Raw genomic sequence first — 15,880 nt, forward strand, 5'->3', positions numbered from 1 at the left:
TTGGCGTGACTTCAATTTGCCGATATTTACGTTAAGCGATATAATTGGGGTGATTATACACATTTAATGTGGAAAGAGAGCGAGATTAGTATGGGACGTAAATGGAACAATATTAAAGAAAAAAAGGCATCTAAAGATACGAATACGAGTCGTATCTATGCTAGGTTCGGTCGAGAAATTTACGTGGTCGCGAAGCAAGGTGAGCCTAATCCTGAATCCAATCAGGCTTTGAAGTTCGTTATCGAGCGTGCCAAAACATACAACGTACCAAAAGCGATCATTGACCGTGCTGTTGAGAAAGCAAAAGGCGGCTCCGACGAGAACTATGAGGAGCTTCGCTATGAAGGCTTTGGACCGAATGGAACGATGATTATCGTAGACGCATTGACGAATAACGTGAACCGTACAGCATCTGAGGTTCGTGCTGCTTTTAACAAAAATGGCGGCAACCTTGGTGTGAGCGGCTCAGTAAGCTATATGTTTGACCAAACAGCGGTTATCGGCTTCGAAGGCAAGTCAGCAGACGAAGTATTGGAACTGCTTATGAATGCAGACCTTGATGTTCGTGACATTCTTGAAGAAGATGACGCGGTTATTATTTATGCGGAGCCTGATCAATTCCATGCGGTGCAAGAGGCGTGCAAAGCTGCTGGCGTGACAGAATTTAGCGTTGCGGAGTTGACTATGCTGCCACAAACCTTTGTAGAACTAGCGGACGATGCACAACCTCAATTCGACAAGTTGATCGATGCATTGGAAAACTTGGATGATGTGCAGCAGGTGTATCATAACCTGGAGGGTGACGAATAAGTCGAGCTCACTAATTTGTGAACAGCCTGAACCAAGGTTATTAATTGAGAAGATAGCCCATCAAACCATTGCTCACGGCTCAATGGGGGAGGGATTCTCATTATCGTTAGGATTTGTCTGAGGTTTGTCCATTATTCAGTGAAACAACATATCATACATGTTGTTTCCAGCGTACAGAGTGCGTTTCACACGCGAGATGGCCGCCGTGCTCGCGTGTGCCTCTGCTTCCAATTTCACTTCCCCTACCCCAGCTTCGTCTCATATAAAAACGATACTAACTAGTATGGATATAGAGATGTTACCTTTTTCTCTCCTCATTTTCATGTAACTAACAACGATTACATTTAAGAAATAAACAAAAAAGCAACCGCGAAATATCGCGATTGCTTGCATAGGAATGCTTGTCCAGTTCTATATAGAAAAGCTACGGTCTCGATTATCTGGATGACCAGTCGCTCGTCAAATATTTTTCAGTCAAAATAGACAGCAATTGAATACCAACTTCATTTTCTCCGCCTTCAGGGATAATGATGTCAGCGTATTTTTTGGATGGTTCGATAAATGCTTCGTGCATCGGTTTCACCGAGCGCAAATATTGTTGATGAATGGACTGGATCGTACGACCGCGCTCCTCAATATCGCGCAATACGCGGCGAAGAATGCGAACATCCGGGTCTGTATCAACGAATACTTTAATATCGAGCAGTTGGCGCAAGTTTTCATCGGACAATACGTGGAGGCCCTCAATAATGACGATGTTGTTCGGCTTGAGCACGACAGTCTCGTCAGCTTTGCGGGAGTGTGTTGTAAAGTCATAGACAGGTGCATGAGCAACTTGACCTGATTTCAACACATTCAAGTTTTCAATTAACAGCTCGTTGTCAAAAACGAATGGATGATCAAAGTTGATCTGTCCACGCTCTGACATGCTGAGGTTAGAATGGTCCTTGTAATAGTTGTCTTGAGATATAAATGTCACTTTGTCTGAACCAAGACGATCAATGACGGATCTTGCTACAGTTGTCTTGCCTGAGCCGGTGCCGCCGGCGATACCAATGATAAGCATGGTGTTTGAGTAAACCTCCCTAGTGATGACTGCCGATACGATTAAAGAGTATTCAAGAAATGAGGCTTTTGAAAAGCACCGTTTTGAACACACAATTATAGTATTTTAGCACAGGTCACATTTATTTTCATCTGTGAGGCCTTATAGTTGCTGACTTTTTCGATATTCGTTAGGGGAGACACCAACTTGTTTCTTGAATACTTTGCTAAAATATTTCTCATCTGGAATTCCTACCATAGCCGCAACTTGTGAAATGCGCAGATGTGGGTTCATGAGCAGCAGCTTTGCCTTTTTTGTACGAATCGCTGCTAAATAGTCGGACAAGTTAATGCCGAATTGCTGTTTAAATTTACGTGAAATATATTCACGGCTGACGAAGAAGCGCTGTGCCATCTCTTGCAGCGAAATATCCTGATGATAATGCTGTTCAACATATTTAGCGATATCGAAAATGATGTGCTGTTCTTGGCCTTGCTGCATATAGCAGGCATCAGCCAATAGGGTTAGCTCTTGCAGCCACAAGCGCTGCCATGCATCTAGTGAAAATGGCTCTGCGATATGCGGTGAAGCGTGCGCTTGCGCCAGTTGCGACGGGTATTGTCGCAGCAGCTGCGCAGCGGCTTCGCCAATTGCTTCATGCGCGATATTGGCGCGAATCGTTTCCCATTCGCGATAGCTGGCATGAAGCAGCTTCGGGGTTATATATCCCGTAGCCCGAACCGCTTCAATGAACGGCTGCAATGCCTCTGCCATTTGAGCGGCGCTGCCGCTTAGCACGGCTAGCTTCCAGTTCTCTTCATAGGCGGATAAGCGAATCGACTTCAAACTCTCTGCGACAGCTCCAGGTGTGGATACACCTGCTGCTCCTGTTGCAGCACCAACGTGTGAGTTGCTTGCAGTTGTCGTACCACTTTCAGCAGATGCAGTTGTAGAAGCTGTTGCTGGGATACGATGAAGATAACGGTCTCCAATCAGCAGATTGCGTTCGAACAATGCTTGCTTCGCTTCTTCATAGCACTGTGCCATGCCTCCTAGGAAAGTTCGAACGCCGCTGCATCCAAAATGCAATCTGCGATGCAAGGTTCGGTATAACGCTTCGTTTATATCCTGCAGCAGGATGTCCAGCGCCTCCGTTTGCTGCCAGAGAACGATTACGATCTCACCAGGGGAGTTCCAGCGGCGAAATACAACGCCGCGCTTGCAGCTGTCATTTACATATTCAGACATAATGTTGACGAGTGAAAAATAAAGCAGGTCGCGATGTTGACGGAATCGCTGCTTGAACGCCTCGTCGTCCGCATCTACATACACAAGAGCTAAGCGAATTTGCTCCATGTTAATCGGCAGTTCAAAGCTCTGCTGAATTCGACGTATGGTAGATAACTGTGCGCTCGGATCATCAATTAAGCTCGACCATAGTTTCTCGCTGACGACCGGTTTGAATTCATTCATTTGAATTTGCTGCTGATTGCGCTTGCTGCGCTCTGCTTCTTCCTTACTCCACGCCTCGACAGCTCTTCCGATTGCTTCATTAACGCTATCTGGTTCGATTGGCTTCAGCAAATAATCAATTCCACCATGCTGGAGCGTGTGACGTACTAGATTGAAGTCTCCATGTCCGCTAATGGCAATTAGCTTTGTGTTCGGACTATGCTCGCTAATCCATTCCATCAGCTTCATGCCGTTTACATTTGGCATCATCATATCTGTCATAATAATTTGCGGTTTGTGCTGCTGGATATAGGCAATCGCCTGTTCCCCGTCAGCAGCTTCATCGACTTGTTCAATGCCGTGCTTCTGCCAATCGACGAGCAGGCGAATGGCAGCTCTTACATGAGCTTCATCATCAACGATAAGTACCTTCATTCCGTTTCTCGTCCTCCTACTTTCAATAAAATCTGCACGCTCGTTCCGTGCGGAACGACAGCTTCTAGCTGCATGGACACAGGATAGCTGTTAAAGAGCTGGAGCCGTGTCATTACATTAACAAGTCCGATACCGCTTACGCTTTCCTCGGATGGAGCATCGCCATCCATATATAAAGACTTCTCTTCTTCTTGGTTAGAGAGTAGGTTCGGTTCGTACATAATCGTGCTTCGTTTCGTCGGTATAGGTGCAGCACCTGCTGCTTGCAGTTCCTCATTCAGAAGCGTGAGCTTATCCGGTGCAATGCCGAAGCCGTTGTCTTGCACGATAATTTCTAGCGTATCCGAAGCATGCCAACTGCTTGTGATTCGCAGCAACCCTCCATGAATCGTACGATCAAGTCCATGTTTAAAATAGTTCTCAACAATCGGTTGTAGTGTCATCTTCGGTACGATGACAGAAAGTGTAGAAGGATCGATATCTATTTCTACCTCAAATACATGCTCGAATCGTTGGCCTTGCAGCTGCAAGTAAGCTTTCACATGATCTACCTCTTCGCGCAAGGAAGCCGTGCTCTCATTATTATACATGCTGTAGCGCATCATTTTTGCTACTGCAGAGAGAAGCGAGTAGATGTGCGGTGCATCGTGCTTCAGAGCTAATGTACCGATGGATTGCAAGACATTGTTCATAAAATGCGGATTGATCTGCGCTTGCAATGCTTTGAGCTGATTGGTTTTATTCGCAAGCTCAAGCTTATATTCCTGATCGATCAAGTCATTAATCGTCTTCATCATATCGCGGAATCGCTTGGACATTATGCCGATTTCGTCGTGGCTGTCCACTTTAATATTGACGTTTATTTTTCCTGCTTGGATTTGATTCATATAGCGCATAAGCTGCGCAATTGGCTTCGTAATTCGAATCGATATCCAAAGGGTAGCGCCGATGATAATTAGTGTTGATATCGATAACAGAACCATATTAAACATCAGGGTTCGGTTCGTATCTTGCAGCAAGTACCGCTTCGGCATTTCTTTTATTACTGTCCATTGGGCGATAGGGGAGTCTATGCTTTCATGGACAAATAAAGCGTTGTCATATTCAAAGTTGCCTTTCATTTCTGGTGTTAACAAGCTATCGCTTAACCATGGCTTCTGCAACGCCTTGCCTAGCAATGTCTTGTCATCTGCGTACATCACAAAGCCGTTTTGATCAAGTATATAGAGCCGCTCCTTGTCCTTCGCATATAGTTGATCGGTAATTTCAGAGATAGCTTCCAGTTTCACATCAATCGAAAGTATACCTAATTCCTTCGTAGACGGAATCTTGTAAATTGGGCGGTGCAGCGTGAAGATAGGAACGCTTGGCTTCCATTGGGTAGTTGGAGCAAAGCCGTATGTCTCGCTCATATAGGTCGGCTGAATTTGAATTCCCTGCTTCGCGTAGTTGGCCGCAGGGGCATACGGTTCTGCCTCGTATTTGCGGTAAGGCAGGCTTTGCGCGACCAGAATGGCTCGCTTTACTTCGCTGCGGTACAAATACACTTGATGGACATGGCGCATCGAAGACTCGATATTTTGCATGACAGCGTAAGCTTGTGCTTCCATATACGTATCATCGTAGCCACGTTCGAGCATCCTGAAAAATTCAAAGTTCGTATAGACGAACAACGAAGATTGATTCAAATCATGCAGCATATTTTGCAAATTGTGTTTCCCTTGATAGATGAGCTTCTCGTTCTCTTCTAGCGTACGTTCCTGCAAAGATTGATAGTTATTTATGTACGTAATGACCATCGTTGACATCGTCGGTACGATTGTGGCGATGAGCAGCAGTGTGATCAGCTTCGTTCGAATACGGTTCCAGCGCATGTTCAGCCCCCCGGTCAATATTTTACACCAATCCGTTCATATCCATCGGTGTTGTCTCATTCGCAAGCAATTCATAATGAGAATATCACAGGATATTTGAAAGGATAAGCAGGAAATCGATCAACAGCAGATTTTGATCGGATCGTCCTATTTCACAATAAAGGGGTGTAGCGGATGTCGCGCAAAGCTTGGTCACAGCTAGGTCAACAATTGTTCTTCGTCGGACCGGCAACCTTCTTCTTTATGATTATCGTAGGAATTCCATTTTTGATGGGGATGTACTACTCGTTCACGGATTGGAATGGAGTTGCTGGAACGGTAGCATGGGTCGGACTTGATAACTTCAAAGCGATCTTCAGCAGCGATTCCGATTATTTTGCAGCGTTTTGGTTTACGGTTAAATTTACGGCAGTTGGTGTTGTACTTACGAATGTACTTGGCTTTGTAATCGCCTATGTACTGACGAAGCCGCTTAAGATGCGCAATGCACTGCGTACGATATTTTTTATGCCAAATGTAATCGGCGGATTGCTGCTCGGTTTTATCTGGCAGTTCATATTCGTAAAAGGATTCGCTACACTTGGCGAATTAACAGGCTGGTCCTTCTTCAATCTTCCGTGGTTGGGCGATGAGACCACAGGATTTTGGGGTATCGTGATCGTATTTGTGTGGCAGACAGCGGGTTACTTGATGGTCATTTACATTGCTGCACTCACGAACGTACCGAAAGATATCATGGAAGCCGCTGAGATCGATGGTGCATCTCGTTGGCAGGTATTGAAAAATGTGATTATGCCGCTTGTAATGTCTGCAGTTACGGTGTGTTTGTTCCTAGCGATTTCTTGGTCATTCAAAATGTTTGATTTGAACTTGTCGCTGACGAAAGGCGGACCGTTCAAGTCTACAGAGTCAGTAGCGCTCAATATTTATTTGGAGGCATTCCAAAATAACCGCTACGGCTTAGGTGCAGCGAAAGCATTCATCTTCTTTGTTATCGTAGCGCTTATCACGCTCATCCAAGTACGCATCACGAAGAGCAAGGAGGTTGAAGCGTAATGAAAAAGCTAAGAAGGAACTATTCTGGTAAAACGTTTATCGTGGAAATCGTTATGGTCTTAATGGGCTTACTGTTCCTTGTTCCGTTCTATTTCTTGCTCGTCAATTCCGTAAAGTCATTCGGTGACTTGCTGACCAATGCGGCTAGCTGGCCTACGACGTTCGAATGGGGCAATTATCAGCGTGCGTGGGAAATTACAGAGTTCCCTAAAGCTTTTATGAACTCATTACTGATTACAGTTGTTAGTATTTTGCTTATCGCATTAATAAGCTCGATGGCAGCGTATCGTATGGTGCGTCATAATAGCCGTTTTAATAAAGTGCTGTTCATGATCTTTGTGGCGGCTATGGTTATTCCGTTCCAATCCGTTATGATTCCACTTGTTAAAGTAACGGGATGGCTCGACTTGGCGAACAGCCGCACGGGACTCATCCTCTGTTATCTCGGTTTTGGAGCACCGCTTTCGATCTTCTTGTTCCACGGATTTATTAAATCCGTACCGCTGGAGGTGGAAGAAGCAGCTGTTGTAGATGGATGTACGCCTTATTCGGTCTATTGGAAAATTGTATTCCCATTGTTGAAGCCAATGCTCGTTACCGTCATTATTTTGAACAGCCTCTGGATATGGAATGACTACTTGCTTCCTTCCTTAATGCTGCAAAGTGATGCGCTGCACACGATTCCGATCGCAACGTATGCGTTGTTCGGCCAATATACGAAGCAGTGGGATTTGGCGCTGCCGGCACTAACACTTGGCATTCTGCCGATCATTATCTTCTTCTTGGCGATGCAAAAGTACATTATAGAGGGTATTACGGCTGGCTCCGTAAAAGGCTAATGGTTGTGGGATGTTTGGGATATAGGGATATTCAACGGAGTTGATCATTTGGCACATTAACTTTTGAATGTGATCCTTAATGACTGTTATTTCTATCTATCTTCAATCATTAGGTCCTATCATCCGATCAATGAATTACACCTTAGTGGTCAATTATGTCAGTGTAATCGCTTACAAATTAGCAGGTATACTAAGTTTGTAAATAAGATTCGTACTTATCGAAGGTGCCATTATTGTCGTAATAAAAAGGTAGAGCGAAGAAGTCAGCTGCATAAGCAGTTGAATGGGGAGGGCTTACGGATGAAGAAGTTCGCAAAATTATCGCTGTTAATGCTAGTGGCGGTTTCTGTCATGCTGGCAGGATGCGGTTCTAAGGATTCGAAAGAGAGTACAGCGAATAGTGGAGATGGCACGAAGACGGTTAACATATTCCAATTCAAAGTGGAAATTGCGGATGCAATGCAGCGTATGAAAGCAGAGTTTGAAAAGGAGTACCCGAACATTAAGCTGAATATCCAAGCAGTGGGTGGCGGTGCGGATTATTCTTCTGCTTTAAAAGCGAAGTTTGCCGCAAACGATGCGCCAGATATTTTCAACAACGGCGGATTCCAAGAGATGGAGACATGGATGGAGCATCTGGAGGATCTGTCTGCAGAACCTTGGGCAAAAGACGTCATTCCTCTTGCGAAAGAACCAATGACGAAGGATGGCAAGCTGTACGGCCAACCGATGAACTTGGAAGGCTACGGTTTTATTTACAACAAGGACTTATTTGCGAAAGCAGGCATTACAGAGCTGCCTAAAACGCTATCTCAGCTAGAAGATGCGGCTATGAAGCTGCAAGCAGCAGGCATTACCCCGTTTGCGAACGGCTATCAGGAGTGGTGGATTCTAGGCATTCATAACTTGAACGTTGCTTTCGCGCATCAGCCAGATCCGAATGCGTTCATCAAAGGCTTGAATGATGGCTCTGCCAAAATGGTGGGCGATAAAGTGTTCCAAGATTGGACGAAGATGCTTGATCTGACGGTGAAATACGGGAATAAGAATCCGTTGACGACAGACTACAATACACAAGTTACATTGTTCGCTAAGGGCGAAGCAGCAATGATGCAGCAAGGAAACTGGACGCAAGTTCAGATCGACGGCATTAACAAAGACCTGAATTTGGGCGTACTGCCAATGCCAATCGATGAAGACGCGGGGAAGAATGATAAGCTGTTTGTAGGCGTACCGAGCAACTGGGTTGTTAATAAAAACTCGAAAGTAAAAGAAGAGGCGAAGATCTTCTTGAACTGGCTCGTATCTTCCGAAACAGGCAAGAAGTACATTACAAAGGAATTTAAGTTCATTCCAGCCTTCTCTACGATTACAGCAACGGCAGAAGACCTTGGAGATATCGCAGCTGATGTGATGAAGTACAGCCAAGAGGACAAAGCGCTGAGCTGGAACTGGTTTAAATACCCCGATGGTGCTACACAAGAGTTCGGCAGTATGATTCAGGCGTATGTAGCGGGTAAGGATGATCAAGCGAAGTTGCTAGAGAACTTCCAGAAGATATGGGGCAATTTGAGCAAGAAATAAGAGCACAGTTACGTTCGGAATGACTGGCGTTTCAAATTAATAAGTGTAGCAGAACAAAGCTATCCAGAAATGGGTAGCTTTGTTGCATTGTTCAGCGTTATTATTAACGTTATTATCGATATATTTCTTTTTCAACAACATGTTATGGGAGGAATAATTGATGCAAAAGATGCGGCATGGTTGGCTTCGCTCACGAACAGAACCTTTTTTAAACCGTGTTAAAGCCATACCAACGGTAACTATTCTAACTATAGTACTGTCGAGCCAATTGGGCGCTCAAAGCTCATACGCTTATGTACAACAGCCTGTACAGTATGTAAATAATGTGAAACAAGACAGTAAAGGCAGCATAGACATAGCAAGTAAAGAGCTTGATCCAGAAAGAGTGCAGGAGCTTAAAGAGCTTTATGATCTTGATTCAGAGCCTCCTATAAACCATGGCATAACTGGAGACTTTGGATTTTCGATAAGCGAAAATTCAACCCCGTATACGCTTATCAAACACCTTCTAAAGTTGCTTCTCAACATAATTAAGACCCTATAATCTTCGCCTATTCGCCTACAAGAATGGATTAATTTACATCATTTTGTGTCAAAAACTTGCCTACTGAACTATAGGTCACTATACTAAAGATAGTGTATACCTTTACACGAATACTAGAATCATTGAGGAGGTGGCTTCAGTTATGGACGATGAGCCAGGGGAAGCGGGTAATAGGATTCAGGCATTATGTGTGATCAATAAGATCAAGATGCGTCTGAAAACAAGCTATTATCGCCGGAATTAAATCATTTATTCCAAGCTCACATGGATATGGACTTTTATTGGAATACTTGAAAAGATGATGGAGGATGAATAGTGTGTTTACTGAAATTTTGATTCTTTTGATACTCATAGTGCTAAATGCTTTTTTTGCAGCCTCGGAGATTGCATTAATCTCATTGAACGACAACAAAGTGAAATCGATGGCGGAGGCAGGGCATAAAAAAGCAAAACTATTGCACAGTCTTCTGAGCGAACCGAGCCGTTTCTTGGCCACAATCCAGATCGGTATAACGTTAGCGGGGTTCATGGCGAGTGCATTCGCCGCTGAGAGCTTTGCTGGCGGGTTGGCACAATTTCTTTATGAAGCTGGGGTACCTATTCCGAAGACGATTTTGGAGACGGTATCAGTCATTTTAATTACGATTATTTTGTCTTATTTCACATTAGTATTTGGTGAACTTGTACCAAAGCGGTTGGCGATGCAAAAGTATGAGCCGATTGCGATGTTTGCAGCCGTACCATTGACTGTACTATCTAAGATTACTGCCCCATTTGTTCGTTTACTTACAGGCTCGATGAACTTGATCGTTCGAATGCTAGGTGTGAATCCGGATGAGAACAAAGAGCAGATAACGGAAGAAGAAATTCGAATGATGGTCGACGTTGGTAATGAAAATGGTACGATTCAAGAAGATGAGAAAATGATGATCAACAACATTTTCGAATTGGACAATAAGACAGTAATGGACATTATGACACATCGAAGCAGCGTGATCGGTATTTCGATGGATTCCACACTTAAAGAAGTTGCGAAGCTGATTAACATTGAAAAATATACGAGATACCCGGTATATGAAGGGGATATCGACAATATCGTCGGTATTCTGCATGTAAAGGATATTATCAAATATCTTGAAACAGACGCAGATGATTCCTTTAACCTAAAAGATCTCATTCGCGTACCTTATTTCATCCCTGCTTCGAAGCGTATCGATGACTTGTTTAAAGAACTGCAGAACAATAAAGTTCATATTGCCGTAGCTATTGATGAATACGGCGGTACAGCAGGTATCGTAACGGTTGAGGACTTGCTGGAAGAGATCGTAGGTAACATCTTCGACGAGCATGATGATGAAGAAGAAGAGAAAGAGATTGAGCAGGTTGAAGCTGGCGTCTGGGTTGTAGACGGAACGATTCAATTGCGCGTGCTTAATCCAATTCTTGAAGCAGACTTCCCTACGGATGATTACGATACATTAAGCGGCTTTGTCATTGGTCAGCTAGGCAGAATTCCTGAGCAATCGGAGACACCTATTGTATCGTTCGGCGGATTCATATTTGAAGTGCTCGAAGTTGATGAGAAGCGAATTCATAAATTGAAGGTGCTTCGATCGACCGCAGAAGTATCTTCTGTAACTGAGCCGATATTGGAAACGTAATAAAATAGATGAATGGAAATACCGCCATTGCACAACCACAGCGCAATGGCGGTATTTTTTATAGAATCATTTTAGGCTTGAGACAAGTCTAGTACAGCATAATTATTCTTGAAACGCTTTATACAAACACACTTCCTGGTCTGCCCATCCAGACGTACAAAATCATTAACGTAAACAGCAGGGCACTGAAATTGAGAACTATAAAAGTACTGCGAACCTTGGGGGAGCGGAGAAACTTGAACTTGAGCATCGTTTTTGTGTCATCCGATCCTTCGATGATAAACATAACGAGAAGCGTATGTACAACCATATGTCCTACGATTTCTTTTAGGCCAAATACAGTTGTAGTCATAAGGAATACGCTAGTTAGTACAAGTGCGGCGAATCGATTCATCATCCCGACAATAAATGCCCAAGCAATTGCGATCTCAATAAAAGCGCTAATCAGTACAAAATCCTCGATGGTGAAACCTAGAGAAGGAAGACCATATTCATGAAAAAGGGAACAAGCGAGCTTAGCAATCGTTATTTTTTCAATCGCGAGCCACGCCAATGAAAGTCCTGTGCTTACAAATAGGGCAGGAATTGCTGTTTGGCTCCATTTTGTATGAATAACAAATAGATAATAGATGATTCCGATATAGAACATATAATCTAGTGCATGAAACAGGCCGTATACGATGATGGCATGGATGTAAAGGAGTGTGAGAGCGGATGCACTAATGAAGAGTGTCTTTCGATGCAGCAATCCTAGTATAGAAATAGTAAGGACAACATATACCCACCATTGGTTTGAAACAAGGTCGGGTGCTAAATATGATCCTGTACTAAGCTGCAGAATGAGTCCAATTCCGAGACCAACACGCAGGATGAGTGAATTAAAGCGTTTTAACCCATGTAGATGACGATGAGTGCGGCTCACAATGCCGACATTTCGGATAGATTCATTGAAAAAAGCTAAAATGAGTAAGACAATAGTGGTAAAGATAAGCCAGAATAAAAATGTAGGGGTAAGGACATTGGCAATAGGTGAAGGGATCCAATCTTGATCCTCAGTAAACCATTTTACATGCATATACTTGCTGCTCCACGAAGGAAGCCATGAATTCATAAATTCGCCTCCATTTACATTTTAGTAGGGTAAATCTAGTAACGAATTCTCACCACCTTTTCTTGATATACTTTCGTAAGCAACAAAAGTTGCACGAGTCCAACATCTGCATTTTGGATGGATACTTGTACAGATTGATACTTTATATTCCAATTTATAGTATCACATACCAGCAGAATGATCGACATTTTTTGTCTTTTATCGGCTAAGTTCTACAATTTCTTTATAGTTCCTAATGAAAAAAATGGAGGAAAAAAAGGATAAGCGTATTTATTTTACCATCGTTCAGGAATATATGGATATATACAAGGTATTTTGTAAAGCGCTTACATTTGGTATCTTATCACTAACAGTAACCGTAGTTTCATGACTATCGATATTTTATTGACTTCTTAAACAGGTGAAGTATTATGTTAAAGCGCTGATCTAATTAGAGCGTTATAACATTGTCATGAAAGCGATTAAGATACCGTATCATTGGTATGATATAATACATTTAATTAATTGTAGGTTTTGGAGGATTTCACATGCTTAGTTATGAAGAAAAGTCCGTGATTGCGGATTCATTTTTAGAATTGGAACGCAGACAAGTATCACTAGGTCGTTCAAATTATCATTACGAACAAAGTGTATACGACAAAAAAACGGTTGTGTATCATTTGCATCCAAACGGTAATGGGTTTGTATATGCAGGTTTGTTGCAAGGTTATGAAAAAGATGACAAGGGACTTGTTAACATTCGTGATTTTACAGCTGATGAGATGCGCACGATTATTGAGCAATCCATTCGCTCCTTATCTGCAATGCCTGCATCACTTGAATCCCATGACCCTCATGAGTCCCATGGGTCCGATGAGTCTGCACAGGAAGAACATTGGACAAATGAAAGTAATCAAACGCTGACACTGCAATTCGAAGATGAAGATCAAATGTGGTACATTTATGCAGGATTAAACTTAGATACCGTTTTTGAAACGTATGAGGAAGCGACGGAATATCTCGAAGAAGAAGGCTTCAAGCCCGCAATAAAAAAGTAATTACATCATACGAATAGAAATGGGTGCGCAATGACGAAGAAAATTGCTTGGATAACGGATAGTACCGCTTATATGCCGGATAACTTGAAACATAACGAAGATGTGTTTGTCATTCCAATGGGTATTGTATTTGGCAACGACGTGTTCGACGATGGTATCGATCTAACGACAGAGGAGTTATACCGTCGCATACGCGAAGAGAAGGAAATGCCGAAGACGTCTCAGCCACCAATTGGCAGATATGCGGCGTTATTTGAACAGTTGAAAACGGCTGGTTATGATTGCGCAATTGCTATTCATGTATCAGAAAAAATAAGCGGTACGTTGGCATGCTGTCACTCTGCCGCTGATCTTGCGTCGTTTGATGTCGAAGTTGTCGATTCAAAGGCGATGTCCTATGTTCTTACCACGCTTCTCTACAAAGGGCTGGAGCTTGCTGAACAAGGCCTCAGCTATCAAGAGATTGCAGCCCAATTGCGGCAGGAAGCGAATAAAGCAGAGAATTACATTGTATTGGGCAATCTGGATCAGTTCTACAAAGGCGGAAGAATGACAGGCACGCAATATTTAGTAGGTTCCCTTCTTCGTATCAAACCAGTGCTGCGTATCCATGAAGGTGCGTTTGAATTATTTGATAAAGTGCGTTCTGAGAAAAAGGCCTATGCACGTTTGGTTGAGCTATTCCAACATGCTTATGAACGGAATCATATCCAAAGCATTCAAATTATGCACGGGAATGTGATCGATAAAGCAGAATCATTAAAGCAGCAGATCCAAGCTCTCTTCCCTCAACTCGAAGTTGTAATCGGGGAAATCAGTTCTGCCATTGCTGTACACGCTGGTGAAGGAACTGTGGCAGTTATTTGGCATAATGAACCGAAGAACTCATAATCAATTATAAAATATACAAGAAAGACTGCTCTCAAACCGGAATACGGAAATGAGAGCAGTTTTTCATTTTTAAGGGAACCAAACTTCTTTTAATCGCTGTATTCCTTCATTTATCAATTCCTCTGCAATTCCGCCAAAGCCGACTATGAAACGAAGTTCTTTACGTTGAGAGGGTTCTGGCTCCCACCATGTGAAAGACATCGGAGTCATTCGTATGTCAGCCGCTTTTGCGAGCTCGACAAGCTCTTCTTCCGAGCGTTGATCGTGCACGGTTACAATCATATGAAAACCAGCGTCGTTCCCTGTTACGATTACGCGATCTTGGAAGTGGTGTTTAATCGATCTTGTTAAGATGTCGTGCTTTCTCTTGTATAGCTGACGCATTCGTCGCAAGTGCTTCTCGAAATATCCTCTTTCCATAAAATGATGCAGAGCAATCTGATTGATCCTCGAAGCTGAGTGCTCGAGGTATAATTCCCACTTCAGTTGATGATACGCAGGCAGCAAGCTATTAGGCAGGACCATGTAATGAATACAAAAAGTCGGTGCAATCGCCTGAGAAAAGCTCCCTAAATAGATAACAGGGCTGTCTTCGATTAGCCCTTGGATGGCTGGTATTGATCGGCCATGATAACGGAACTCACAACTATAATCATCCTCGATAATAAAGCCTTGTGCATGGTTCGCCCATTCTAATAATTGAATACGTTTGGCAATTGGCATGATCAATCCTGTTGGAAACTGATGTGAGGGCGATGTGTAGACGACATTTATGTTCGAACTGTATAGTGGATCAATGTGAATTCCGCTTTCTTGCAGTGCAATTGGAATGACTTCGTATCCATGATTTCTAAAAGTGGCTGGTACCCGATGATAGCCAGGATCTTCGATGCCTAGGCGGTTGCCGCTATGTTTGAGCAGTAAGCTCAATAAAGAAGCTAGTATGTATTGATCCGCTCCGATAATGATTTGATCAGGTGTACAGCGAAGCCCGCGGTAGCGGCGCAAGTAAGTCGTAATGCTATGACGTAATGCAGGCTCTCCTTGAGGGTCGCCATACTGCAATCCATCAGTATGATCGAGTGCATCTTGTAATAAGCCCCTCCAAATACGATGCGGAAAAGTGGAGAAGTCGTTTTTCGAAATATGAAAATCATAGCGATAAATTTGGGGATCACGTGCTGTTATCCGATGTACTGTCGGTTGCTGAGAAGGTATTGCATTCTTATGGTAGATAGGGTGCAGCGCTTGAACATAATAGCCGCTCTTTGGCCTGCTCTTTATAAATCCTTCGGCCACCAACTGCTGAAAGGCAAACTCAACAGGAGTCGTGCTCACATTAAGTTGCTCCGCAAGTTTGCGCAAAGAAGGCATACGAGTGTGGGGAGATAGATTTTCGGATAGAATCTCCTGTTTGAAGAACTCGTAAAGCTGTAAATAAAAAGGAGTTTTGCTTTGCTCATCAAGCTTAGGAGCTATGAACATGAGGTCGTCCTCCATCTGTCCTTTTTTTTAAATACAATTCTGTCTATTTTAAAGTA

General features: G+C 43.2%; 13 protein-coding genes. 8 read left to right on the forward strand and 5 right to left on the reverse strand.

Annotated features, from left to right (window positions below):
• The first annotated feature begins 90 nt into the window (after positions 1 to 90).
• Positions 91 to 810 (forward strand): YebC/PmpR family DNA-binding transcriptional regulator, encoded by a 720-nt coding sequence (locus tag NQ117_RS14870; RefSeq protein WP_258278812.1) that lies wholly within the window; start codon positions 91 to 93, stop codon positions 808 to 810.
• A gap of 436 nt (positions 811 to 1,246) precedes the next feature.
• Here the strand turns inward: NQ117_RS14870 and udk are convergent, their stop codons facing one another.
• The 3 genes from udk to NQ117_RS14890 form a co-directional block, all read right to left on the reverse strand.
• A complete protein-coding gene (udk, locus tag NQ117_RS14880) occupies positions 1,247 to 1,876 on the reverse strand; it encodes a uridine kinase (RefSeq protein ID WP_258278814.1) in 630 nt (209 codons plus the stop codon).
• A 141-nt stretch (positions 1,877 to 2,017) separates the two neighbouring features.
• Positions 2,018 to 3,742: a response regulator gene (locus NQ117_RS14885; RefSeq protein ID WP_258278815.1), complete on the reverse strand. Its 1,725-nt coding sequence runs from the start codon at positions 3,740 to 3,742 to the stop codon at positions 2,018 to 2,020.
• Positions 3,739 to 5,616, reverse strand: coding sequence for a cache domain-containing sensor histidine kinase (locus NQ117_RS14890; protein ID WP_258278816.1), 1,878 nt, complete (start codon positions 5,614 to 5,616; stop codon positions 3,739 to 3,741). Before NQ117_RS14890 ends, NQ117_RS14885 begins: the two co-directional genes overlap by 4 nt.
• 174 nt (positions 5,617 to 5,790) lie before the next feature.
• On the opposite strand from NQ117_RS14890, the gene NQ117_RS14895 reads away from it, so the two are divergent.
• From NQ117_RS14895 to NQ117_RS14915, 5 genes are all read left to right on the forward strand, one after another.
• On the forward strand, positions 5,791 to 6,672 hold the full coding sequence (locus NQ117_RS14895) for a carbohydrate ABC transporter permease (RefSeq protein WP_258278817.1): 882 nt from the start codon (positions 5,791 to 5,793) through the stop codon (positions 6,670 to 6,672).
• Positions 6,672 to 7,511, forward strand: coding sequence for a carbohydrate ABC transporter permease (locus NQ117_RS14900; RefSeq protein WP_258278818.1), 840 nt, complete (start codon positions 6,672 to 6,674; stop codon positions 7,509 to 7,511). The genes NQ117_RS14895 and NQ117_RS14900 overlap by 1 nt, the downstream gene beginning before the upstream one ends.
• 300 nt (positions 7,512 to 7,811) lie before the next feature.
• The gene (locus tag NQ117_RS14905) at positions 7,812 to 9,095 is read left to right on the forward strand and encodes an ABC transporter substrate-binding protein (RefSeq protein WP_258278819.1); all 1,284 of its coding nucleotides are present in this window, start codon (positions 7,812 to 7,814) and stop codon (positions 9,093 to 9,095) included.
• A gap of 160 nt (positions 9,096 to 9,255) precedes the next feature.
• Positions 9,256 to 9,639: a hypothetical protein gene (locus NQ117_RS14910; protein ID WP_258278820.1), complete on the forward strand. Its 384-nt coding sequence runs from the start codon at positions 9,256 to 9,258 to the stop codon at positions 9,637 to 9,639.
• A gap of 317 nt (positions 9,640 to 9,956) precedes the next feature.
• Entirely contained in the window at positions 9,957 to 11,300 is a 1,344-nt protein-coding gene (locus NQ117_RS14915; RefSeq protein ID WP_258278821.1) for a hemolysin family protein, read from the forward strand.
• 118 nt (positions 11,301 to 11,418) lie between these two features.
• On the opposite strand, the gene NQ117_RS14920 is transcribed toward NQ117_RS14915, so the two are convergent.
• Positions 11,419 to 12,411 carry a hypothetical protein gene (locus NQ117_RS14920; RefSeq protein WP_258278822.1) on the reverse strand — a complete coding sequence of 331 codons (993 nt, stop codon included), beginning with the start codon at positions 12,409 to 12,411 and terminating at the stop codon, positions 11,419 to 11,421.
• 527 nt (positions 12,412 to 12,938) lie between these two features.
• On the opposite strand from NQ117_RS14920, the gene NQ117_RS14925 reads away from it, so the two are divergent.
• A complete protein-coding gene (locus tag NQ117_RS14925) occupies positions 12,939 to 13,448 on the forward strand; it encodes a hypothetical protein (protein ID WP_258278823.1) in 510 nt (169 codons plus the stop codon).
• A gap of 30 nt (positions 13,449 to 13,478) precedes the next feature.
• The gene (locus NQ117_RS14930; protein WP_258278824.1) at positions 13,479 to 14,339 is read left to right on the forward strand and encodes a DegV family protein; all 861 of its coding nucleotides are present in this window, start codon (positions 13,479 to 13,481) and stop codon (positions 14,337 to 14,339) included.
• 69 nt (positions 14,340 to 14,408) lie between these two features.
• On the opposite strand, the gene pdxR is transcribed toward NQ117_RS14930, so the two are convergent.
• Complete coding sequence (gene pdxR, locus NQ117_RS14935; RefSeq protein ID WP_258278825.1) at positions 14,409 to 15,824, reverse strand: MocR-like pyridoxine biosynthesis transcription factor PdxR; 1,416 nt, start codon at positions 15,822 to 15,824, stop codon at positions 14,409 to 14,411.
• Between the last annotated feature and the right edge of the window lie 56 nt (positions 15,825 to 15,880).

Source organism: Paenibacillus sp. SC116 (assembly GCF_024733555.1).
In the GTDB taxonomy this organism is placed as follows: Bacteria; Bacillota; Bacilli; order Paenibacillales; family Paenibacillaceae; genus Paenibacillus_B.

What these genes read in the sequence shown, in the direction of transcription:
- NQ117_RS14870 (WP_258278812.1), top strand. Translation starts at nt 91, where the DNA reads ATGGGACGTAAATGGAACAATATTAAAGAAAAAAAGGCATCTAAAGAT.
- udk (WP_258278814.1), bottom strand. Translation starts at nt 1,876, where the DNA reads ATGCTTATCATTGGTATCGCCGGCGGCACCGGCTCAGGCAAGACAACT.
- NQ117_RS14885 (WP_258278815.1), bottom strand. Translation starts at nt 3,742, where the DNA reads ATGAAGGTACTTATCGTTGATGATGAAGCTCATGTAAGAGCTGCCATT.
- NQ117_RS14890 (WP_258278816.1), bottom strand. Translation starts at nt 5,616, where the DNA reads ATGCGCTGGAACCGTATTCGAACGAAGCTGATCACACTGCTGCTCATC.
- NQ117_RS14895 (WP_258278817.1), top strand. Translation starts at nt 5,791, where the DNA reads ATGTCGCGCAAAGCTTGGTCACAGCTAGGTCAACAATTGTTCTTCGTC.
- NQ117_RS14900 (WP_258278818.1), top strand. Translation starts at nt 6,672, where the DNA reads ATGAAAAAGCTAAGAAGGAACTATTCTGGTAAAACGTTTATCGTGGAA.
- NQ117_RS14905 (WP_258278819.1), top strand. Translation starts at nt 7,812, where the DNA reads ATGAAGAAGTTCGCAAAATTATCGCTGTTAATGCTAGTGGCGGTTTCT.
- NQ117_RS14910 (WP_258278820.1), top strand. Translation starts at nt 9,256, where the DNA reads ATGCAAAAGATGCGGCATGGTTGGCTTCGCTCACGAACAGAACCTTTT.
- NQ117_RS14920 (WP_258278822.1), bottom strand. Translation starts at nt 12,411, where the DNA reads ATGAATTCATGGCTTCCTTCGTGGAGCAGCAAGTATATGCATGTAAAA.
- NQ117_RS14925 (WP_258278823.1), top strand. Translation starts at nt 12,939, where the DNA reads ATGCTTAGTTATGAAGAAAAGTCCGTGATTGCGGATTCATTTTTAGAA.
- NQ117_RS14930 (WP_258278824.1), top strand. Translation starts at nt 13,479, where the DNA reads ATGACGAAGAAAATTGCTTGGATAACGGATAGTACCGCTTATATGCCG.
- pdxR (WP_258278825.1), bottom strand. Translation starts at nt 15,824, where the DNA reads ATGTTCATAGCTCCTAAGCTTGATGAGCAAAGCAAAACTCCTTTTTAT.